The following is a 21627-nucleotide window of genomic DNA, read 5'->3' as shown; positions in this document are numbered from 1 at the left end:
CCAGCCATGCCAGTCGATTCGATATTCGCCGCCGCCGCCGTAATTTCGATGTTCGTCGTCTTTGCCGCGGCCCTGGTCTGGGCCGACTTCCAGACCCGGCCAAAACAACTGACTCGACTGTCCGCAGCCAAGCGCCGAGCCTTCTGATCCCACCGGGGACACGCCATGACAATACCTCCTAACGATTTGCCGAAATCATCATGGCGTGGCGCGTTGGCCGGTTGGGTAAAGGACGCGGCTTCGCGATTCGTGAACGATGGCGAGCTGGAAGGGCTCGATCGCACTGAGTTCGCGCAGATCGCGAGTGATTTGAACCTTTCGCCTGCCGAACTTCATGCGATCTCGATTGGAAGCAACCGATCGGCTGGGCTGCTGAACAAGCGGATGGCGGAATTCGGGCTGTCGCCGAAGGCTCTGCACGAACGGCACCCGGAAGTGTTGCGCGACCTGCAACGGGTTTGCGGAATGTGTTCTTCCAAGAAGCGATGTACGAGGGAGACCGCGCAGCGAGGGCCGGACCCGCGCAAATCGAACGATTGTCCGAATAGTCAGACTCTGCAGGCCCTGGCCGCCAAACGTATTATCGACGACCGAGCCCTGCCTATCGGGCCTGCGTGTTGCTGAGAATGGCTCAGAGCTGACATTGCGTACAAAAGCCGCCCGGATTTGACCTCGATCAAACCTCCCAAACCGAAAGCGTGGTCATTCGGAACGGCATTTTCGAGAAGAGGCGCCGGGCATGAACCGATTTGATACCACGAAGTCGATGACTTATGGCGAAGCTGGCCTATCCGTTTTGTTCGCGGGGTCGGCATTTCTTTGCATGATTGCCGCAGCCATGGCTCTGGACGCGCCGTTTGCCTTCCATGCGTCGCTTGCCGCCGGGGCCAGTCTGTGGGCGGTTTTCACTATCATCAACCGCTATTTCGATCGCCCGGTGTCGCTGCCTCCGCAGGAAATCAACGGCCGGCCCAACTATAATCTCGGCCCGATCAAGTTCGCGGCGTCGATATCGGTATTCTGGGGCATCGCCGGCTTTGCCGTCGGGTTGTTGATCGCCTCGCAACTCGCGTGGCCGGCGCTCAATTTTGATCTGCCATGGACCAGTTTCGGCCGGCTCCGGCCGCTGCACACCTCCGCGGTGATCTTCGCATTCGGCGGCAATGTCCTGATCGCAACGTCGTTCTACGTGGTCCAGAAGACCTGCCGGGTGCGTCTCGCCGGCGATCTCGCGCCATGGTTTGTCGTGCTCGGCTACAATTTCTTCATTGTGATTGCGGGCACCGGCTACCTGCTCGGGGTGACCCAGTCAAAGGAATACGCCGAACCCGAATGGTACGCCGACTTCTGGCTGACCATTGTCTGGGTAACTTATCTGCTCGTATTCCTGATGACGCTGGTGAAGCGCAAGGAGCCGCACATCTTCGTCGCCAACTGGTTCTATCTGGCCTTCATCGTCACTATCGCGGTGCTGCATCTCGGTAACAATCCCGCATTGCCGGTGTCGGTATTCGGCTCGAAATCCTACGTCGCCTGGGGCGGCGTCCAGGATGCGATGTTCCAATGGTGGTACGGGCACAACGCGGTAGGCTTCTTCCTTACCGCCGGCTTTCTCGCCATCATGTATTACTTCATTCCCAAGCGCGCCGAGCGGCCGGTCTATTCGTATCGGCTGTCGATCATCCATTTCTGGGCCATCATCTTTCTCTATATCTGGGCCGGCCCGCACCATCTGCACTACACCGCGCTGCCGGACTGGGCGCAAACGCTGGGCATGACATTCTCGATCATGCTGTGGATGCCGTCCTGGGGCGGCATGATCAACGGCCTGATGACGTTGTCCGGCGCCTGGGACAAGCTGCGCACGGATCCGGTGCTTCGGATGCTGGTCGTCTCCGTCGCCTTCTACGGCATGGCGACCTTCGAAGGGCCGCTGATGTCGATCAAGGTGGTGAATTCGCTTAGCCACTACACCGACTGGACCATCGGTCACGTTCACTCCGGCGCGCTGGGCTGGGTCGGATTCGTCTCTTTCGGTGCGCTGTATTGCCTGATTCCCTGGCTCTGGGACCGGAAGGCTCTCTACAGCCTCAAGCTGGTCAATTGGCATTTCTGGATCGCGACCATCGGCATCGTCCTCTACATCTCGGCAATGTGGGTGTCCGGCATCCTGCAGGGACTGATGTGGCGCGCTTACACATCGCTGGGCTTCCTCGAATATTCCTTCATTGAAACCGTGGAGGCAATGCATCCCTTCTACATCATCCGCGCCGCAGGCGGGGCGCTGTTTCTGATCGGCGCGCTGATCATGGCTTATAATCTCTGGATGACGGTGCGGGTCGGTGAAGTGGAAGCGACGACCATGCCGTTGCCGGCCGCTCTTCAGCCGGCGGAATGAGGAGCCGAGAAAATGTCATTCTGGATCCGGCATCAAATCTTCGAAAAGAACTCAATCGTCCTCGTCGTCGGAATTCTGGCGGTGATCGCGGTCGGCGGCCTGGTCGAGATCACGCCGCTGTTTTATCTGAAGAGCACGATCGAAGTGGTCGACGGCATCCGGCCCTACACGCCCCTCGAACTGACCGGGCGCAACATTTATGTCCGCGAAGGCTGCTATCTCTGCCACTCGCAGATGGTCCGGCCGCTGCGCGATGAAGTCGAACGCTACGGGCACTACTCGCTCGCGGCCGAAAGCATGTACGACCACCCGTTCCAGTGGGGGTCGAAGCGCACCGGCCCCGATCTTGCGCGGGTCGGCGCCAAATATTCCGACGAGTGGCATGTCACGCATCTGGCCAATCCGCGCGCGATCGTTCCGCAGTCGGTGATGCCCGGATATCCGTTCCTGGCGGAAACCGCGGTCGATACCGCGACGATAGCCGACCATCTGCGGACCAGCCGAACCGTCGGCGTGCCCTATTCGGAAGACCAGATTGCCAATGCCGTGGCCGACCTCAAGGCGCAGGCCGATCCGGACAATGCCGGAGTGGATGCGTTCGCAAAGCGCTATCCGAAAGCCGTCGCGCGCAACTTCGACAGCAAGGATGGCCTTCCCACCGAGATGGACGCGCTGATCGCCTATCTGCAGATGCTGGGCACGCTGGTCGATTTCAAACTTTACAACGAAAAAGCAAATCTTCGCTGAGAAGGCAGGACGATGAAAGCCATTCTAACGGTCCAGAATTTTGCGTCGGATTTCGTGGTGACGGTCTGGACGCCGATCTTCGTCGGAATATTCCTGGCCATCGTGGCCTATGCGCTCTGGCCTCGCAACAAGGCGGTTTTCGACGAAGCGTCGCGAATGCCGTTGCGGGAGGAATGACACCATCATGACCGAGCACGGCGACGTCGATAAGGTTTCGGGTACGGCAACAACAGGCCACGAGTGGGACGGCATCAAGGAACTGAACACGCCGCTGCCGCGCTGGTGGGTGACTACGTTCTATGCCACCATTTTATGGGCCATCGGGTACTGGATCGTTTATCCCGCATGGCCGATGCTGTGGAGCTACAGCAGCGGCCTGCTTCATTATTCGTCGCGCGCGGACGTTGCCGTCGAACTGGCCAGTCTCGAAAAGATACGCGGCGACAAGATGGCTGCGCTTGGCGCGGCTCCATTGGCGAATATCGAAAAGGATCCGGCCCTGCTGGCGCTGGCGCGGGCCCGCGGCAAGGCCGTGTTCGGCGACAATTGCGCGCCGTGCCACGGCAGTGGCGGCGCCGGCGCCAAGGGTTATCCCAATCTCAACGATGACGATTGGCTGTGGGGAGGCTCACTCGACCAGATCATGCAGACCATCGAGTTCGGAGCGCGCTCGGGACACGCCAAGGCGCATGAAAACGCCATGCTCGCCTTTGGCAGGACGGGCATCCTGAAAACCCCGGAGATTGTCACGGTCGCCAATTATGTCAGGTCCCTGTCAGGACTGCCGACCAGCCCCGGCTATGATGCCGCGGCAGGGAGGAAGATTTTCGCGGACAATTGCGTGTCCTGTCACGGCGAAGCCGGCAACGGCAACCTGGAATTAGGCGCCCCCGATCTGACCGATAGGATTTGGCTCTACGGTTCTGATGAAGCGACGGTCGTCGAGACGATCACCAACGGACGCGCCGGCGTGATGCCCGCATGGGTCGGCCGTCTGGACCCGTCCACGATCAAGGCATTGGCGGTCTACGTCCATTCGCTGGGCGGCGGAAAGTAGTTCCAGCCACAATCGCTGGCAATCCTGCCCGAGAGCGGCTTGAGGTGAATCAATTGCGCGTCCTGGATCGAGCGTACGCTCGACCGGAGATGCGAGATGAATCCCGGCCATGAACCAGACTGTACGACTGAGCGACCTGGAATCGGACGATGGGCCGCTTTATGTCGCCCAGAAGAAAGTCTATCCGCAAAGCGTCTCCGGAACATTCCGCCGCATCAAATGGGGCCTGATGGCGTTCTGCCTCGGCGTCTATTACCTGTTGCCGTTCGCGCGCTGGAACCGCGGTCTGGGCGCGCCCGACCAGGCCGTGCTGGTCGATCTTCCCAACAGCCGCTTCTATTTCTTCTTCATCGAGCTGTGGCCGCAGGAGGTCTATTACTTTACCGGGCTGCTGATCGTCGCCGCCATCACGCTGTTTCTGATGAATTCGATCGGCGGGCGCATCTGGTGCGGCTATCTCTGCCCGCAAACCGTGTGGACCGACATGTTCTACGCGGTCGAGCGCCTGATAGAGGGCGATCGCCGCGAGCGCATGAAGAAGGATGCCGCAAAGGGCACGATGAAGCTGCAGCGGTTCGCGGAAATCACACTGAAACATTCGATCTGGTTGCTGATCGCGTGGTGGACTGGCGGCGCGTGGGTTCTTTATTTCAATGACGCACCGACGCTGGTGAAGCAGCTCGTCACCTTCCAGGCGCCGATGCTGGCCTATATCTGGATCGCGATCCTGACGGCAACCACTTACGTGCTTGCCGGTTTCATGCGCGAGCAGGTCTGCGTCTACATGTGCCCATGGCCGCGCATCCAGGCGGCGTTGACCGACGAGTGGGCGCTCAACGTCACTTACAAATACGACCGCGGCGAAAAACGCACATCCCTGAAAAAGGCGAACGAACGGCGTGCGCTCGGAGAAGTCGCCGGCGACTGCATCGATTGCCATCAATGCGTCGCCGTTTGTCCGACTGGGATCGACATCCGCGATGGCGCGCAGCTCGACTGCATTCAGTGCGGTCTGTGCATCGACGCGTGCGATACGGTGATGAAGAAGATCGGCAGAAAGACCCGTCTGATCGGGTATGACAACGACATCAATATTCACCGGCGGATGGCCGGAAAACCGGAAATCTACCGTCTGATCAGGCCGCGTACCATCGTCTACGCGGCGATGATCGCCGCGGTTGGCGCGATCATGCTGTATGCACTGCTGACCCGGTCGCTGCTCGACGTCAATGTGCTGCACGACCGCAATCCGGTCGCGGTGCGGCTGAGCGACGGGTCAATCCGCAATGCCTATACGGTTCGCCTTCTCAACAAGCGGGGCTTCGATCGCGTGGTGGCAATCGATGTCGATGGCCCGGCCAACGCGACGATCCACGTCGTCGGCGTCGATTCCGTTACGCCGGACCGGCCCATGATCGTCCTGGGACGGGACCGGACAACCGAGCTGCGGGTTCTGGTGACCGCATCCGGCAATCCGGAAAAGTCGATCCCGGTGAAACTCCGGATAACCGATATCGGCCTCGGCGAGGTGGCATCGGCCACCGACAACTTCGTCACGCCCTAGGACATGGTGGAACATCGCATGAGCAAGCCCCCGGTTTCGCCGAGGCCGCTGACCGGACGCAAGGTCCTCATCATGCTGATCGCGTTTTTCGGCGTGGTGATCGGGGTCAACATGATCATGATGAAATTCGCCATTCAGACATTGCCGGGCACCGAGGTCGATAGCGCCTACAGCGCCAGCCTTGCTTACGAGGGCGAGATCGCAGCGGCACACGATCAGAACGCGCGAAGCTGGGCGGTCGACGCCCATATATCTCGCGATTCTCGAGGTGGTGCGACCGTGCAGGTGGAGGCCCGCGACAGGAACGGTACGCCGATGCCGGGCTTGAAATTTCAAGGCCGTTTCGAACGTCCCACCGACCGGCGAGCCGACCAGCCCGTTGCGCTGGCCGAAGTGGGTATCGGAATCTATCGCGGTAAAGCGGCCGCGGTCGCGCCCGGACAATGGGATCTGGTGCTCGAAGGTGAGGCTGCGGGACAGCGGATGTTCCTGTCCAGGAATCGGGTTTTGCTGAACTAGGGAATGGATCGATGCAGGCGACACGAGACTTTTCGCATTATGTGAAAGACCTGGGTTCGGGCCTTTCGCACATGGATCTCGCCGTTGACGGCGTCAGTTGCGCCGGATGCATGTCAAAGATCGAACGAGGACTGTCGGCGATACCCGACGTGACGTTGGCGCGGGTCAACCTGACCGACCGCCGCGTGGCGCTGGAATGGAAGGAGGGGACGCTCGACCCTGCGCGGTTCATCGATCGGCTCGCCGAACTGGGCTACAAAGCCTATCCGTTCGAAACGGTTCGCGCCGAGGCCGTGGAAGCCGAAAACGCGCGGTTCCTGCTCCGCTGCCTCGGCGTTGCGGCCTTCGCCACCATGAACGTCATGATGCTGTCGATCCCGGTGTGGTCGGGCGGCGACATAATTTCGGCGCAGCGCGACTTTTTTCACTGGCTGTCGGCGCTGATTGCGCTGCCGGCTGCCGCCTATGCCGGCCAGCCGTTCTTCCGCTCGGCTTTCCGGGCGCTAAGCACGCGCAACGTCAACATGGATGTTCCGATCAGCATCGGCGTCGCGCTTGCGATGGGGATGTCGGTGATCGAGACCCTGAATCACGCCGAGCATGCCTATTTCGACGCCGCGATCATGCTCCTTACCTTTTTGCTGGTAGGCCGGTATCTCGATCAGAGGATGCGTCTGAAAACTCGCGCGGTTGCGGGAAACCTGGCCGCGCTCAAGGCCGAGACCGCCGCCAAATTTATCGGACCTGACGAAATCTCCGAGGTGCCGGTCGCCGCGATTCATCCGGGCGATATCGTCCTGTTGCGGCCGGGCGAACGATGTGCGGTCGATGGCATCGTGGTCGAGGGACGGTCCGAGATCGACCAGAGCCTGATTACCGGGGAGACCCTGTATGTCAGCGCCGGTCACGGCACGGCGGTTTATGCCGGCTCGCTCAATATCTCCGGTATGCTGCGGGTGCGGGTTTCGGCGGCATCGGAAGACACGCTGCTGGCGGAAATAACCCGGCTGCTCGATAACGCGGTGCAGGCGCGCTCCCGTTATGTGCAATTGGCGGATCGAGCGTCCCGGCTTTATGCGCCGATAGTCCATGCCACCGCGCTGTTGACGATGCTTGGCTGGGTTCTTGCCGGCGCAAGCTGGCATGATGCCGTCATCACGGCGATCGCGGTTCTCATCATCACTTGTCCCTGCGCATTGGGCCTCGCAATTCCGACCGTGCAGACGGTTGCGTCGGGAGCGATGTTCAGGGCGGGCGTATTGCTCAATTCAGGCGATTCCATCGAGCGGCTTGCCGAAGTCGATCGCATTATCTTCGACAAAACGGGGACGCTGACGCTGCCCGACCTTGATGTCGTGAATTCAGCCGGCGTTCCAAGGGATGTGCTCGACCTTGCTGGCCGGCTGGCGCTGGCCAGTCGTCATCCGATCGCCGCGGCGGTGGCCCGTGCCTCGAACGCCAGATCACCGCTTGCAGGAATTGTGGAGGAGCCGGGGCAGGGTGTTCGCGGCTTCTTTGACGGGGAGGAAGTCAGGCTTGGCCGACCGTCGTTCTGCGACGCCGACGAACTGGCCGACCAGGTTCTCTGGCTTGATCCGGAAGTGTCGGTCGTTGCCTTCAGCAGGGGCGAGGCGCGGTATGTATTCGCGATCCGGCAACTGCTGCGCCCCGATGCGCCTGCGGTAGTTTCGGCGCTGCAGGCGCGCGGCATCGCGGTCGAGATCCTTTCAGGCGATCGGGAACCGGCTGTTCGATCCGCCGCGCAGACGCTGGGGATTGTCGAGTGGCGCGCTGGCGTCACTCCGGCCGACAAGATCGCGCGCATCGAAGGTCTCAAACGACAAGGCTTCAAGGTGATGATGGTCGGCGACGGGCTGAACGACGCGCCATCGCTCGCCGCGTCGCACGTCTCCATGTCGCCCATCAGCGCCGCACATTTGAGCCAGGCCACCGCCGATCTGGTGTTCCTCGGCGAGCCGCTCGGCCCGGTCATCGCGGCGATCGACCTGTCCCGGAACGCGTTGCATCTGATGCGGCAAAATCTATGGCTGGCGGTCGGCTACAATCTTCTGGCGGTTCCGATTGCCATCACCGGATTTGTGACGCCTCTGATCGCGGCGGCCGCCATGTCCGGTTCATCTTTGCTCGTCATGTTGAACGCGCTTCGAGCGCGTCGTGTCGCACGCGGGAGAACGTGATGGAAGTGCTGGTAATTCTCGTTCCTTTGGCTCTGGGGCTCGGTCTCGTCGGACTGCTCGGCTTTCTCTGGTCGCTCAAAAATGGCCAGTATGACGATCTCGAGGGCGCGGCGTGGCGTGCCATTGCGGACGACGAACCGGCCCAAGCGCCGCCGCCTGGTGCTCTTGATCTGCGTCAAGAGCCGACGGCCCGCCTGACGGCATCATGAAGAAGCAAAAACGGGGTTATGCTGATGCCGTCCGCCAGTCCTGCGCTTTCTGAAGATCGTCACGCACGGTCGCCGATAAAGTTCTGCGATACCGTCAAGCAGCGGACTGTCGCTCCTGACTATCAGCGGATCTTCGAGAGTTCGTTGCGGCGGCTCCGCGACGAACGGCGCTATAGGGTATTTGCCGACATCGAGCGAGTCGCTGGAAAGTATCCCGAGGCAATCTGGCATTCCCCGGGCGGGCCACGGGAGATCGTCCTGTGGTGCTCGAACGACTATCTCGGCATGAGCCAGCACCCTGCGGTGGTGCGGGCCATGGTGGACACCGCCTCGCGCATGGGAACCGGCGCAGGCGGTACGCGCAATATTGCCGGCACCAACCATCCGCTTGTCGGGTTGGAGGACGAACTCGCCGATCTGCACGGCAAGGACGCGGCGCTGGTTTTTACGTCTGGCTATGTCTCCAACCAGGCCGGCATTTCGACCATTGCAAAGCTGATCCCGAACTGTCTCATTCTGTCCGACGCATCCAACCATAACTCGATGATCGAGGGCATTCATCAATCGAACTGCGAGAAACGGATATTCCGGCACAACGATGTTGCGCATCTCGAATGCCTGTTGATGCAGGCGGGACTGCATCGCCCGAAGCTGATCGTGTTTGAAAGCCTGTACTCGATGGATGGGGATATCGCCCCGATCGAGGCGATCTGCGCTCTCGCCGAACGCTACAACGCGATGACGTATTGCGACGAGGTTCACGCGGTCGGCATGTACGGGCCTCGCGGCGGCGGAATCAGCGAGCAGCTCGGCGTGGCCGGACGGATTGACGTGATTGAAGGAACGCTGGCGAAGGCGTTCGGTTGTCTCGGCGGCTATCTGGCCGGCTCCAGCGCAGTCATCGACGCCGTGCGATCCTATGCGCCCGGCTTCATATTCACGACCGCATTGCCGCCGGCGGTCTGCGCCGCCGCCACGGCGGCGATCCGGCATCTGAAGGTTTCAACCCGCGAACGGACGCTCCATCAAGATCGGGCCGCGCGCCTGAAATCGATGCTCGACGCGCACGGCCTTCCACGGATACACAACGGCTCGCATATTGTGCCGGTGCCGGTCGGCGATCCGGAAAAGTGCAAGGCAGTCAGCAATTTTCTTCTCTCCGAATCGGGCATTTACATTCAGCCGATCAATTATCCGACCGTGCCCAAGGGTACCGAGAGGCTGAGGATCACGCCGACGCCCTTTCATACCGACGAGCAGTGTGATCGGCTCGTCGAGAGCCTGTGCGCCGCCTGGGATGAATTTCAGGTATAGATCGGTCCGGCAGGGTCAATAAAATAGCCGAACATCGCAAGCATCCTGGCAGGAACTGCCCGCTCGATGCCGGCACCGTCCGTTAGTATGAATGTTTCAAATGCCGGCCGTGATGACGGCGCGGCGCACGCGGAGAATTGCCTCCGGTAGGGCAGCAGTCTCGCAGTCGTATTCCGACCGGCCGTGCGGCCTAAAAGATTGCGCTGCCACCCTTTTTTCGTTGTACGGGGAAATACCGGGACGGCCTGCGATGTGTCGCAGGCGGAGGCAGCGACGTGCCGAAGGCATCGAGCACGACGCACTACCGTATTTGTACGGCCCCCACATTTCACGGCTGATTAAACCGTCAGTGAAAATGTGAGCCGCATCTTCATAGCCAAGCTGCCGAAGCATTCCGTAAGGCCTGGCGCGTTTCCTGAAAATTCCACTCAAGGACAAAAGCCAATGTCGTTCTTCAATTTCCGCATCGGTGGCCGGCTCTACAGCGGCTTCGGCGCTCTCGTGTTGATCGGAGCCCTGCTTGCGGGTTTCGCGGTTTGGCAATTGGGAGCAATCCAGGTTCAGATCAAAAACTTGAACGTACAGTCCGAAAACGCCCTTCGCGTGACCTTGCTGCATGCGGACCAGGCGGAAGCTCTTGTTCCGGTTCTATATATTGAGCGTCGTTGCTGAACTACGAGCGACGGCTGCGCGGCCGAGGCCAAGGCTAATCTGCGCAGCGGCGCGAAACCCGCTCTTCCCGGTCGCTAACTGTCGCGTGCGCTGGTCAATGATGAAGTCGGAAAAGAAGACGCGGCAGGGGTGCCGCCAAGCACATTCGCGCGTGCTTGCAGCAGCGCGCGTCTGATCCAGGTCTTGATCGTGTTGACGGGCACGCCGTAACGTTTCGAAAGTTGCTTTCTGCTTTCGCCGCGGATGTAGGCTGCGATGATGAGATGACGCTGCGTCGGATTGAGCGCCCGCAGCGCATACAGAACGTTCAACCGCTGATTAAAGGTTTCGGTTTGGCCTTCCAGTACGTCGAGGGCGGTAGGATCGCTTGCCGGAAAACTGAAAAATATCGAATCGTCCGAATGAATTTCCCGAGCCGGCTTTCGCGCCATGTCGATTGCAAGGTTTCGCGCGATGGCGATCATCCAGTTCATCGGTGAACCCAGCGGCGCCCTGTACTGCGCTGCATTGAGCCAAATGCGAACGTAAGCTTCCTGGAGCACTTCTTCCGCCAAATGCTGGCGCCTGACGATCGGCAGGACGATGGAAAAAAGCTTTCGCTTGGTCGAGGAATACAGGTGTTCGAATGCCGCTGCATCCTTTCGCGACATCCGCAGCAGCAGGTTTGCGAGCCGCTGCGAACCGGTTTCTGCTGTGAGGACGGCCATCATAGCTTCCATGTGGTCCATCGCAATTCTCGACGCTCTGACAGTCAGCTATGTCAAGGTTACATGACATTATTGGAAAAACGCAAATCTTAATTGCGCGGCCACGGTGCTGCCGGGAGCAGCTTTTGCGCCTTCGAGCGACCGGAACAATCCTATGCCGGCAGCATTGTCATGCATATTTGACATATGGAGGCTGACATGCAAGGCGACAATCCAATTAGCTGGCTGATGTTTTTTACGCTGGCGGCGACAGTTTTCATCATTGCCGGCGCGTTTATTTACTTTCTGCGCTCGCGGACCAATCGGGAAATTGCCGCCGAAGCTCTGGAAGGCAATAACTCGAAAATGGGAGCCACCCCAAACGGCGCGGGCCCTGAATTGATCGGGTTCGCCGTTCTCGCCATCGCCGTGATGGGTTTACTGGTGACCGGTTATAACGGCAAATCGCGAACCGAAACGGCGCAGGCAACGACCCGGGTCGGCGGCGCAACGACCGGCATGGCGCAACCGGTGGGAAGTGCGGATCAGCCGAAGCTTTATCAGCCTGCGAATCCGGCGCCCGATACGCGTTCGGCGCCGACCTCGTCGGACACCGGCGTCGGTCCTGAAAACGGCTCGACCGGACAGCCTAAATAACAACCAGCGTCTGACATCCAGCACGAGCTTGGTCGGGAGTTTCAAGCTCCCGACCCGCCTGTTTTATGACGATAAATTTCTGGCTTGCATTTCGACAATCTTACTTTCGATTTTGCCGCGTTGGCTTCTCAGCAGGAAAGAGATGTCGGCAGGCATCTTTCCATCCTTGAGCGCATCATCGTATTTCGAAAGATTGCGTTTTTCACCGTCGATCAATCCCGGCAATATGCTCGCGTCCAGGCCGTTGAAAAGCGACCGGACGTCCATGATCGTCTTATGAACGATGGTCATGAAGGATCCTTTGTCATCGGGGATTTCGTTGGCTTTGGTCAATTCACGCGCGAGTTCTGCGGCGTTGCCTTCGTGCAATGAGATCATGTCGCGAAATAACGGCGTCATTCCCTTGCCGTCGGCGTCCTCGAGCGCTTCTTGGTATCCGTTGCGCGCGTCGATGGCGCTCACGTGAAGCGATTTCAGATGGTCCAGAGTATTGCTGTCCAAAATGTCCTCCTGTGATGAGCATTAAACGCCGCGACCGGACATGAAGCCATCGATCGGCGTAGCTTCGATCAACCGAAACCGACTATTCTTGTTCCCCGGTTCGCGCTCATCGCACGATCATCGGAAACGTCACCGCAATGGCCCATGCGAATACAGCCGCGTTGGCCAGTGCCCCCGGCAGCGGATGATGCGTCGCGCGATAGCTCCAGCGGCTGATCAGCCCGAAGGCGAGAAACAGCAACAGGATCGCGGGCACGATGATGGCCAGGAAAAACAGTTTCATGGGGTTCAGCGCGACGGCGATGGCAAGCGACAGCAGGAAGCAGAATTTTGTCAGAGCGTAGGCGCCCCGCCTCGCATGCGCGCCGCGTGTCAGCCACTCGTCGGCGATAAAGTAAGGCACGGTTCCACAGGCGATCGCCGCCATCAACGGAATGCGCGCCGGAATTGGCACAAAGGAGAAGACATAAGCATCGATCGGCAAGCCGAAGACGACGATATTGTACAGCCCGACCGCGGTCGCCGCGATGGCGATCTTCGGCCATGAGATCCGGGCGGCAGGAGATCCGCCCGTTCTCCGGCGCAGGTAAATCGACACTGCCGCGGTCAATGCGCCATACAGCAGAAAATGCACGGCCAAGTAATCGCCGAGAAGGATGGACAGGAATTCGGTCGGAATTTTCCAAAGCAGCAGCGGTGTCAGCATCGCCGGCACAAACGCTGCAATGAGCAGTGGTTTCCAGGTAAGATCCGTTGCAACCGGCGTCTGGCCCGCGGCGGGCAGCAGGGCGGACAACGGCCATGCCAATGCAACGATGCCGAGCAACAGCAATGCGAGCCAACGTCCTCGAGCGTCGATGAAATCGGCTTTCTGGCGGCCGAAGGCGTTGTTCACCCACCGCAATGATTGCTCCATGCTGTCGTGGCTGTAGAGCACGCCGATATGCTCGACGCCGCGCGCCAGCACCAGCCGTCGCGCGGTGCCGTCGGCAAAGTCACCATAGGTCCGGCCGGCGACAGCGTTGCCGCCGGCGGCCAGGTTGACAATGCGCAGGCCTTCGTCCTTCAGCATCGCGGGCTCCAGCGCGCCGACGATCACCAGCAGATTGCGTGGACTTGTTGCGGTTGCCGCCGGCGAAAACACCGAGACCGCGACGGTAGCCTGAACATCGGGATTAGCCAGCGCAAACCGCACGACAATGTCGGACGCCATCGAATGGCCGAGCACCGCGAGCCGCCGGTCGCTGTCAGGCAGCCTGGCTGCGGCAGAGGCGACTTGGCCCAATTCCCGCATCAGCTCGGATGTGATGGTTTCACCCTCGGTGATATCGCCGCGCATCGGCACCGGATTGCGGCCGTGCCCCAGGAAATCGAAGGTGACGGCGATATAGCCGTTGCGCGCCATCGTCTCGGCGAATGGCTGCATCAATTGCTGGGAACCTGCAAAACCATGCGCGATGACGACGACGGGCGCCGTCGCCTTTGCTTCCGGTTGAAAAATCGTAACCGGCGTTTCACCCACGGTCGTGCGGGTGATGCGCAACCCGTCCGCCGCGCCGCGCAGTTCATGAAGGCCGATGGCGATTGCAATGAGCGAGATTGCGGCGACGATGAATCTTGCAAGCATCAATCCTCGCCCGCGATATGTCGCTTGCGGATGCTGCGGACGGTCCACCAGATCGCAAATGCCGCAATGGGCACGAATGCTGCGGTGACGATGCTCGGCTCGATTTCCATTCGCCCGCTGTCATGGGCGGCTTTCACCAGATATCCGAACAGTCCGACGACGTAATAGGTGATTGCCGCGACGGAAAGCCCTTCCACCGTGGCCTGCAGGCGCAGTTGCAGCCGCGTCCGTGCGTTCATGGATTTCAGCAATTCCTGATTTTGCTGCTCGAGTTCGACATCGACGCGCGTGCGCAACAGATCGGCAGCGCGGGCCAGCTTGAGCGAAAGGATGGATTGCCGCGCTTCGATTGTGACGCAGGTGCGCAATGCCGGCTTCATGCGGCGTGCGAGGAAGGACGACCAGGTCGGAAGGCCGCCCACCTTCCGCTCGCCGATGGTCTGCAGCCGCTGCTCGACGATTTCCTCGTAGGCGCGGCTCGCGCCGAAGCGAAATACGCTGGCGGCGGCGCCGGCTTCCACCTCGGCGGCCAAGGCCGTCAGTTCATCCAGAAGCCTGTGGTTGCTCTCGAGATCGCCGGCCCGGCGCATCTGCTCCGTCACCTCGACAAGACGTCGCTCGGAGGCCGCGATCGAAGGGGCGAGGCGCTGCGCCTCCGGCAGGCCGAGCAAAGCCAGCGTGCGATAGGTTTCCAGCTCGATCACGCGCTGTACCAGGGCGCCGGCCCGCTCCGCCGACATAGTGCGGTCGGAGACAAGGATGCGCACAAACCCCGTTGGTCCGGGTTGAAAGTCGGTGGCGTAGACCGCGGCGCCATCGGAATTCTCCGCGATGGCCAGGCTTGCATTGTCGAACAGACGTTCCGGCGACGTTCGTGGCGCGTCATCGCCGAGGAGATGCAGGTCGATTGCCACCAGCAGCGGCCCGGGTTGCGGCACGAGGCGCATCGGCGACGCCAGCGATGCGGCATCCGGATAAAACGGGACGGCAGCCGGCTCCGACGGCATCTCCCAGGTGTAGGTGGTGAATTCCGAATGCTGTTCCCAGCGCAGAGCCGTGGTGCCGAAGGGGGCGCGATGGTGCTTTTCGGTGGAGGGTGGCCGTGGCAGGCCGCGTGATTCGCAGAAGGCTACGAGGTTGGCGCGGTCGGCTTGCGCGCGAGTCCCTGAGGTGTCGAACGCGAAATGCAGGATCCGCGACGGCACCGCCAGCGGGGTAAATGGCCGCGCGTGGACTTCGCCGAGGATCGCGGCGCGCAGCGGATGCGGCACAAGCCGCGCGGCGTCACCACCGCCAATCAGCACGTCGGCGCTCATCGTGTCTGCTCTATCCCGAATATGCGTGTTCTGCCACGACTAGCACTCGGTTGCGTCGGACAGAAGCTGAAACGTCGTTTGCTGCGTAAGTTCCACATGCTGGATGGAGAGCAAAAATTTTGCGCGCATATATAGAGAGTGGCGATGTGCCCGGATGCGTAAGGTGCGCCGCAATCCAAGACCATGTTTGCATTCCCGGGGCGGGTGGTCTTAATTTGGCGAAGGAAAGCCCCGCAATCTGTCGCGCGGTTATCGGGATGGAGCGCCGGTGGTGGGAGTTTCGATGCGGATCGGAACGCGTAAGAGTACGATGGCGCTTGCCCAGACCGAGGATATCGCACGGCGTCTGAAGGCGGCAGCACCCGATCTCGATGTCGAGATCGTCAAGTTCGAGACCGTCGGCGATACCGATCAGACCAGCAAGTTGTTGATGCATGGCGGCAAGGGCGGCGCTTTCGTCGCCGAGATTCGCGCGGCCGTCAGAGCAGGCAGGCTGCATGCCGCGATGCATTCGCTCAAGGACATGCCCGGCAACGAGGATACGCCGGGGCTGGTGATCGGCGCGACGCTCGCCCGCGATCCGCCGACCGACGCGCTGGTGCTTCGCGCCGGAGTTTCCATGGAAGATATCAGGCGTTCGCGCGGCAAAGGCTTCAGGCTCGGCACAAATGCGGTGCGCCGAGCCGCCTATGCGCGGCGGTTGTTTCCCGATATCGAGGTAATTCATTATCGCGGCGCGGCCGATACCAGGGTGCGCAAGCTCGATCAGAGCGAGATGCAGCGGTTACCCGGCGGCGGGGAGGTCGGTCCCGCCGACGCATTGATCATGGCGCGATCGGGGCTGGAACGTGTCGGGCTGGCGAACCGCATTGCCTATGAGTTCTCGCCGCTGGAAATGCTGCCGGCGGTAGGCCAGGGCATCGTCGCGGTGGAGTGCGCCGCCGCCGATTGGCAAACCCGGCGCTATCTATCCTTGATCGACGATCCCGCGGCGCATCTGAGCTGCGATGCCGAGCGCGAGGTATTGTGGGTGCTCAACGGTCACTGCAATTCGCCGATTGCGGGCTATTCCACGATCGATGCGGCCCGGATGTCGCTGACCGCATCGGTTCTGGACGAAGTCGGCAGGCAGTTCATCGAAGTCTCGCGCAGCGGTCCGGCCGAGCGGCCACGCGAGCTCGGCCGGGCGGTCGGACTCGCATTACTGGACAAGGGCGCGGCCGCGGTCATCGAACGCACCCGGCCCGAGCCCATCAAGGGTTAGCATGGCAACAGCATTTCCATTTTCAGCCATCGTCGGTCAGGATGAGATGAAGCTTGCGCTGCTGATAGCAGCGGTCGATTCCAGGGTCGGCGGAGTGCTGGCGTTCGGCGATCGCGGCTCCGGAAAATCCACCGCGGTGCGCGCGCTTGCGGGTCTGCTGCCGAAAATGAAGGTCGTGGCAGGGTGTCGCTATAATTGCGATCCGGACAACAAGGCCGAATTCTGCGACGATTGCCGTGTCCGCGCCGCCAAGAGCGCGCTGAAATCAACGCAGGTGCCGGTGCCCGTGGTCGATCTGCCGCTCGGCGCCACCGAAGATCGCGTCGTCGGCGCGCTCGACCTGGAGCGCGCGCTTGCCGGCGGCGAAAAATCATTCGAGCCCGGGCTGCTGGCGCGGGCGCATCGCGGGTTTCTCTACATCGATGAAGCCAACCTGCTGGAAGATCATCTGGTGGATCTGTTGCTGGATGTCGCCGCGTCCGGCCAGAACGTCGTCGAGCGCGACGGATTGAGCATCCGCCATCCGGCAAGGTTCGTGCTGGTCGGTACGGGCAATCCGGAAGAAGGCGAATTGCGGCCTCAACTGCTGGATCGGTTCGGAATGTCGGTCGAAGTCAAAACGCCGGACGACCTGCCGAGCCGTGTCGAAGTGGTTCGCCGCCGCGATGCCTTTGAACGCGACAGCGCTGCTTTCATCGAGGCTTGGGCCAAGGAGGAGGCAAAACTGCGCAGGAAGATTATCGCGGCGCGCGAGCAGTTGTCGTCAGTCACCGTCTCGGACGCGGCGCTGGAACGTGCAGCCAAGCTTTGCATGACCCTCGGCACCGACGGTCTGCGTGGAGAATTGACGCTGATGCGTGCGGCGCGCGCGTTGGCGGCACTCGAACGCGCGAAGGCGGTCACGGACGACCATCTTCGCCGGGTCGCGCCGCCGGCGCTGCGCCATCGCCTGCGCCGCAATCCGCTCGACGATGCCGGATCGACAGTGCGCGTCGACCGCGCCATTGCTGAAATATTCGGATGAACGCGGCGCTGGCCTGGTCCGATGCGGCGACCGCGGCGCAACTGTTCGCGGTCGATCCGGCCGGCATCGGCGGCGTGTGGTTGCGATCGCGCGCCGGGGCGGTGCGGGATCGCTGGCTCGCGGCGATGCGTGCCGCTTTGCCGCCGTCGCACCCGTTGAAGCATTTGCCGCTGCATATCGCCGATGGCCGGCTGCTCGGCGGCCTTGATCTCGACGCGACCCTGCTCGCGGGGAGGCCGGTTGCCGAGCGCGGGTTGCTGGGGGAAGCTGATGGCGGCGTGCTGATGGTGGCCATGGCCGAACGGCTGTCCTGCGCGACCGCGGTGCACATTACGTCGGCGATGGACGCCCGGGAGACCATGGTCGAGCGCGATGGAGTTTCGCTGCGGATGCCAGCCCGGTTCGGCGTCGTCGCGCTGGACGAAGGCCTCGATGACGAATTTGGGCCGGCCGGGCTGCGCGATCGCCTGGCGTTTCATATCGGCCTGAACGAGATTGGCATTCGCGAGGCCGATGAATTTGCCATTCACGCCGAGGAAATTATGGCTGCGCGCGAGCGGCTACTCTTCGTCAGGGCGGACAAGAAGCTTATCGAAGCGATTTGCGCGGCGGCTGCCGCGCTGGGCATCGATTCATTGCGCGCGCCGCTTCAAACGATCCGTGCGGCCTGCGCCAGCGCCGCGCTTGCGGACCATCCAAAGGTTGATCGGGACGACGTCGCTTTGGCCGCCCGTCTGGTGCTGGCGCCGCGGGCGCTGGTATTGCCGCAGACGGAGGAAACGAAACAGTCGTCCGAGCCGCCGCCGGACGACAATTCGGGCGATTCCGATCATGGCGATGACAGCGAGAGGCCGGACATCGACCGAGCCCTCGATGAGGTTATTCTGGCGGCGGTCCAAGCCGCGCTTCCGCCCGATGTGCTGGCGGCGTTGCGTGCATCAGCCGGCGGCTCGCGAGCGCGTTCGCAAGGCAAAGCCGGCTCATTCCGGAAGTCCAATACGCGTGGCCGCCCGACCGGCGTGCTGCGCGGCGATTTGCGCGCTGGCGCCAAACTCAACGTCATCGAGACGCTGCGCGCGGCCGCGCCGTGGCAGGCGCTGCGGCGACGTGAAGCAATAACCGCCGGCGATAGCGACGGAGGTCCGCGCATCCTGGTGCGCAAGGACGATTTCCGCATCACGCGATTCAAGCAGCGTAGCGAAACCGCCACGATCTTCGTTGTCGATGCGTCCGGCTCCGCGGCGCTGCATCGGCTCGCCGAGGCCAAGGGCGCGGTAGAACTGCTGCTTGCGGACTGTTACGTGCGGCGCGATCAGGTGGCGCTGATTGCATTTCGTGGCAACGTCGCGGAACTGTTGTTGCCGCCGACGCGCTCGCTGGCGCGCGCCAAGCGCAGCCTTGCGGGCTTGCCGGGGGGCGGCGGTACGCCGCTCGCAGCCGGTCTCGATGCAGCGTTCGCGCTTTCGGACCTGATTCGCCGTAAAGGACAGACGCCGACGGTCGTTCTGCTCACCGATGGGCGTGCCAATATTGCGCGCGACGGCGGACAGGGACGTCCGCGCGCGGAGGAAGACGCGATCGGCGCCGCACGTCAATTGCGTGCCGCCGGAATAACCGCCGTACTGGTGGATACCTCGCCGCGTCCTGGCCCGGCGGCGGAAACATTCGCAAGGGAAATGGGGGCGCGATATCTGCCATTGCCGCAGGCCGACGCCGCGACGCTGTCGAAAGCGGTGCTGGCGGGCAGGCGTTAGCCTAGCCGCTATAGGCTCGCACCCGTTTCACCATCTGCTCGACATGGGCAATCGGCGTTTCCGGCTGAATGCCGTGGCCGAGGTTGAAGATCAACCTGCCTTTCGCGTAATTCGCCAGTACGTCATCGATCGAGCGATCCAGCGCATCGCCGCCCGCGATCAGCACCAGCGGATCGAGATTGCCCTGCACGGCGACCTTGGTTTGCACCCGCTCGCGGATCAATGACGGCTCGGTGGCCCAATCGATGCTGACGGCATCGACGCCGGTCGCTTCCACATAGGCCGGCAGCAGCGCCCCGGCGCCGCGCGGAAATCCTATGATTTTCGCGTCCGGCGCTTTGGCGCGGACGCCCTCGACGATGCGCCTGGTCGGCTCGACCGACCAGCGCTGAAATTCGCGCGGCGGCAATACGCCGGCCCAGGTATCGAAAATCTGCAGCGCGTCGGCGCCGGCTCCAAGCTGGCCCAGCAGATAGGTGATGGAATTCTCGACGACGGCATCGATGATTTTCGCGAATGCTTCCGGATGTCGATAAGCCATCATCCGCGCCGGCGCCTGATCCGGCGTGCCCTGGCCCGCCACCATGTAGGTCGCCACCGTCCACGGCGCTCCGCAGAAGCCGATCAGCGCAATCGCCGGGTCGAGTTCGCGCCGGACGCGGCGCAAGGCTTCGAATACCGGTTCGAGTTTTGTAAAATCGGCTTTCGCGGCCAGCGTCCCGATCTTGTCAGGCGTATCCAACGGATCGAGCCGCGGTCCTTCGCCGACTTCGAACCGCACCGAGCGGCCGAGTGCATAGGGGATGACGAGAATATCCGAGAAGATGATGGCGGCGTCGAAATTGAAGCGCCGGATCGGCTGCAACGTCACCTCGGCCGCGAATTCCGGGTTGAAGCAGAGATCGAGAAAACCGCCGGCCTTGGCGCGAACCTCCCGGTATTCGGGCAGATAGCGGCCGGCCTGACGCATCATCCAGAGCGGCGGCACGCTCTGCCGGCGCCCTGAAAGGACTTCAATAAAAGGTTTGATTGCCGGGTTTTGTGTCAAGCAGTATTTCCGCCGTTTCTCGACAAGCTTCTTTGTCGTTTCTGATACACTGCCGAAACGGTCTTGGCCACGGCGGGATGCGTATGGATTTGAAAAAGGAGTTCGCCATGAGCCTGGCCGCACCGACATTCAGCCCGGCTGCGCTTAGCGGCTCCATCGAATTGCCTGCGCCGGTATCCGGCCAGCGCCACGAGGTCGGCAGTCCGGTCGGCAGGCTGACCTGGTATTCGGCCGGTCCTGAAACCGATGCCGTGTTTCCGCCGCTATTGCTCGTCCACAGCATCAACGCCGCCGGTTCGGCTTACGAGGTCAAGCCGCTCTACGAGCATTACCGCCAAAGCCGAACCGTGTATGCGCTCGAATTGCCCGGCTTCGGCCACTCCGAACGTCGCAAGCGCGAATACACCGTACGCATGATGACCGACGCCATCCTGATCGCCGTCAACGAGATCCAGAATGTGCACGGCCGCGGTCCGATCGACGCACTGGCGGTGTCGCTGTCGTCGGAATTTCTTGCACGCGCCGTGACCGAGATGCCGCTGGCGTTTCGCAGCGCCGCTCTGGTCAGTCCGACCGGTTTCAGCAGCAAGGACGCCAGCGCGAAATGGCAGGACGGCACCAGGGGCATGCCGTGGCTGCACGGATTCTTTGAGTTTCCGCTGTGGAGCGCCGCGTTCTTTCGGCTCCTGACCAGTCCGGTGAGCATCCGCTATTTCCTGCGAAAGACCTGGGGCTCGGACGATTTCGACCGAGGTCTGGCGCAGTACGATTACCTCACCACCCATCAGCCCGGCGCGCAGCATGCGCCGTATTATTTCGTCTCCGGCTATCTGTTCAGCGAAGACATTATTCGGATCTATCACTCGCTGACATTGCCGGTGTGGATGTCGCATGGCGTGCGCGGAAATTTTGTCGATTACAGCAAGAAGACGCTGGTGCAAGGCCGCGCCAATTGGACCATCCAGGTATTTCCGACCGGAGCGATGCCGCATTTTGAAGCAAGAGACGCGTTCGTCCGGGCGTTCGACGCGTTTCTCGCTGGCGTATCGCCGGCTTCACCCGAATAACAACG

22 protein-coding genes are annotated in these 21627 nt (G+C 61.6%); 17 read left to right on the top strand and 5 right to left on the bottom strand.

The window, feature by feature from the left end; translation table 11 throughout:
• The first annotated feature begins 6 nt into the window (after positions 1-6).
• The 12 genes from ACFE72_RS07295 (at position 7) to ACFE72_RS07240 (ending at position 10678) form a co-directional block, all read left to right on the top strand.
• The gene (locus ACFE72_RS07295) at positions 7-147 is read left to right on the top strand and encodes a hypothetical protein (protein WP_375412406.1); all 141 of its coding nucleotides are present in this window, start codon (positions 7-9) and stop codon (positions 145-147) included.
• A gap of 18 nt (positions 148-165) precedes the next feature.
• Complete coding sequence (locus tag ACFE72_RS07290) at positions 166-624, top strand: hypothetical protein (protein ID WP_375412405.1); 459 nt, start codon at positions 166-168, stop codon at positions 622-624.
• A gap of 142 nt (positions 625-766) precedes the next feature.
• The gene (gene ccoN / locus ACFE72_RS07285; RefSeq protein WP_375412463.1) at positions 767-2398 is read left to right on the top strand and encodes a cytochrome-c oxidase, cbb3-type subunit I; all 1632 of its coding nucleotides are present in this window, start codon (positions 767-769) and stop codon (positions 2396-2398) included.
• Positions 2399-2410: 12 nt separating this feature from the next.
• Complete coding sequence (ccoO, locus tag ACFE72_RS07280) at positions 2411-3145, top strand: cytochrome-c oxidase, cbb3-type subunit II (RefSeq protein ID WP_375412404.1); 735 nt, start codon at positions 2411-2413, stop codon at positions 3143-3145.
• A 12-nt stretch (positions 3146-3157) separates the two neighbouring features.
• Positions 3158-3322 (top strand): cbb3-type cytochrome c oxidase subunit 3, encoded by a 165-nt coding sequence (locus ACFE72_RS07275; protein ID WP_375412403.1) that lies wholly within the window; start codon positions 3158-3160, stop codon positions 3320-3322.
• A gap of 7 nt (positions 3323-3329) precedes the next feature.
• On the top strand, positions 3330-4202 hold the full coding sequence (gene ccoP, locus ACFE72_RS07270; protein WP_375412402.1) for a cytochrome-c oxidase, cbb3-type subunit III: 873 nt from the start codon (positions 3330-3332) through the stop codon (positions 4200-4202).
• A gap of 109 nt (positions 4203-4311) precedes the next feature.
• On the top strand, positions 4312-5766 hold the full coding sequence (ccoG, locus tag ACFE72_RS07265) for a cytochrome c oxidase accessory protein CcoG (RefSeq protein ID WP_375412401.1): 1455 nt from the start codon (positions 4312-4314) through the stop codon (positions 5764-5766).
• Between the two features lie 18 nt (positions 5767-5784).
• Complete coding sequence (locus tag ACFE72_RS07260) at positions 5785-6285, top strand: FixH family protein (RefSeq protein ID WP_375412400.1); 501 nt, start codon at positions 5785-5787, stop codon at positions 6283-6285.
• Between the two features lie 11 nt (positions 6286-6296).
• The gene (locus ACFE72_RS07255; RefSeq protein ID WP_375412399.1) at positions 6297-8483 is read left to right on the top strand and encodes a copper-translocating P-type ATPase; all 2187 of its coding nucleotides are present in this window, start codon (positions 6297-6299) and stop codon (positions 8481-8483) included.
• Entirely contained in the window at positions 8483-8692 is a 210-nt protein-coding gene (gene ccoS, locus ACFE72_RS07250; protein WP_375412398.1) for a cbb3-type cytochrome oxidase assembly protein CcoS, read from the top strand. The genes ACFE72_RS07255 and ccoS overlap by 1 nt, the downstream gene beginning before the upstream one ends.
• Before the next feature lie 24 nt (positions 8693-8716).
• A complete protein-coding gene (gene hemA, locus ACFE72_RS07245; protein ID WP_375412397.1) occupies positions 8717-10006 on the top strand; it encodes a 5-aminolevulinate synthase in 1290 nt (429 codons plus the stop codon).
• Between the two features lie 444 nt (positions 10007-10450).
• The gene (locus ACFE72_RS07240) at positions 10451-10678 is read left to right on the top strand and encodes a hypothetical protein (protein ID WP_375412396.1); all 228 of its coding nucleotides are present in this window, start codon (positions 10451-10453) and stop codon (positions 10676-10678) included.
• Positions 10679-10752: 74 nt separating this feature from the next.
• Here the strand turns inward: ACFE72_RS07240 and ACFE72_RS07235 are convergent, their stop codons facing one another.
• Positions 10753-11385 (bottom strand): sigma-70 family RNA polymerase sigma factor, encoded by a 633-nt coding sequence (locus ACFE72_RS07235; protein ID WP_375412395.1) that lies wholly within the window; start codon positions 11383-11385, stop codon positions 10753-10755.
• 198 nt (positions 11386-11583) lie between these two features.
• On the opposite strand from ACFE72_RS07235, the gene ACFE72_RS07230 reads away from it, so the two are divergent.
• Complete coding sequence (locus tag ACFE72_RS07230; RefSeq protein WP_375412394.1) at positions 11584-12021, top strand: hypothetical protein; 438 nt, start codon at positions 11584-11586, stop codon at positions 12019-12021.
• A gap of 63 nt (positions 12022-12084) precedes the next feature.
• On the opposite strand, the gene ACFE72_RS07225 is transcribed toward ACFE72_RS07230, so the two are convergent.
• From ACFE72_RS07225 to ACFE72_RS07215, 3 genes are all read right to left on the bottom strand, one after another.
• Positions 12085-12522 (bottom strand): DUF2383 domain-containing protein, encoded by a 438-nt coding sequence (locus tag ACFE72_RS07225; RefSeq protein ID WP_375412393.1) that lies wholly within the window; start codon positions 12520-12522, stop codon positions 12085-12087.
• A gap of 106 nt (positions 12523-12628) precedes the next feature.
• On the bottom strand, positions 12629-14149 hold the full coding sequence (locus tag ACFE72_RS07220) for a dienelactone hydrolase family protein (protein ID WP_375412392.1): 1521 nt from the start codon (positions 14147-14149) through the stop codon (positions 12629-12631).
• On the bottom strand, positions 14149-15465 hold the full coding sequence (locus ACFE72_RS07215; protein WP_375412391.1) for a DUF3422 family protein: 1317 nt from the start codon (positions 15463-15465) through the stop codon (positions 14149-14151). Before ACFE72_RS07215 ends, ACFE72_RS07220 begins: the two co-directional genes overlap by 1 nt.
• Before the next feature lie 283 nt (positions 15466-15748).
• Here ACFE72_RS07215 and hemC point away from each other — a divergent pair, with 283 nt between their 5' ends.
• Genes hemC through ACFE72_RS07200 form a run of 3 tightly spaced genes read left to right on the top strand, consistent with a single transcriptional unit; the run spans position 15749 to position 19507 of the window.
• Entirely contained in the window at positions 15749-16729 is a 981-nt protein-coding gene (hemC, locus tag ACFE72_RS07210) for a hydroxymethylbilane synthase (protein WP_375412390.1), read from the top strand.
• Position 16730: 1 nt separating this feature from the next.
• Entirely contained in the window at positions 16731-17753 is a 1023-nt protein-coding gene (gene bchI, locus ACFE72_RS07205; protein ID WP_375412389.1) for a magnesium chelatase ATPase subunit I, read from the top strand.
• Positions 17750-19507 carry a magnesium chelatase subunit D gene (locus ACFE72_RS07200; protein WP_375412388.1) on the top strand — a complete coding sequence of 586 codons (1758 nt, stop codon included), beginning with the start codon at positions 17750-17752 and terminating at the stop codon, positions 19505-19507. Before bchI ends, ACFE72_RS07200 begins: the two co-directional genes overlap by 4 nt.
• Before the next feature lies 1 nt (position 19508).
• Here ACFE72_RS07200 and hemE read toward each other — a convergent pair whose 3' ends face one another.
• Positions 19509-20555, bottom strand: coding sequence for a uroporphyrinogen decarboxylase (gene hemE, locus ACFE72_RS07195; protein WP_375412387.1), 1047 nt, complete (start codon positions 20553-20555; stop codon positions 19509-19511).
• A 107-nt stretch (positions 20556-20662) separates the two neighbouring features.
• On the opposite strand from hemE, the gene ACFE72_RS07190 reads away from it, so the two are divergent.
• Positions 20663-21622, top strand: coding sequence for an alpha/beta fold hydrolase (locus ACFE72_RS07190; RefSeq protein WP_375412386.1), 960 nt, complete (start codon positions 20663-20665; stop codon positions 21620-21622).
• Positions 21623-21627 lie beyond the last annotated feature (5 nt).

Source organism: uncultured Bradyrhizobium sp. (assembly GCF_964252615.1).
Lineage (GTDB): Bacteria > Pseudomonadota > Alphaproteobacteria > Rhizobiales > Xanthobacteraceae > Bradyrhizobium.
Note: the sequence above shows the minus strand (reverse complement) of the source record. Positions and strands in the feature narration are given on the sequence as shown.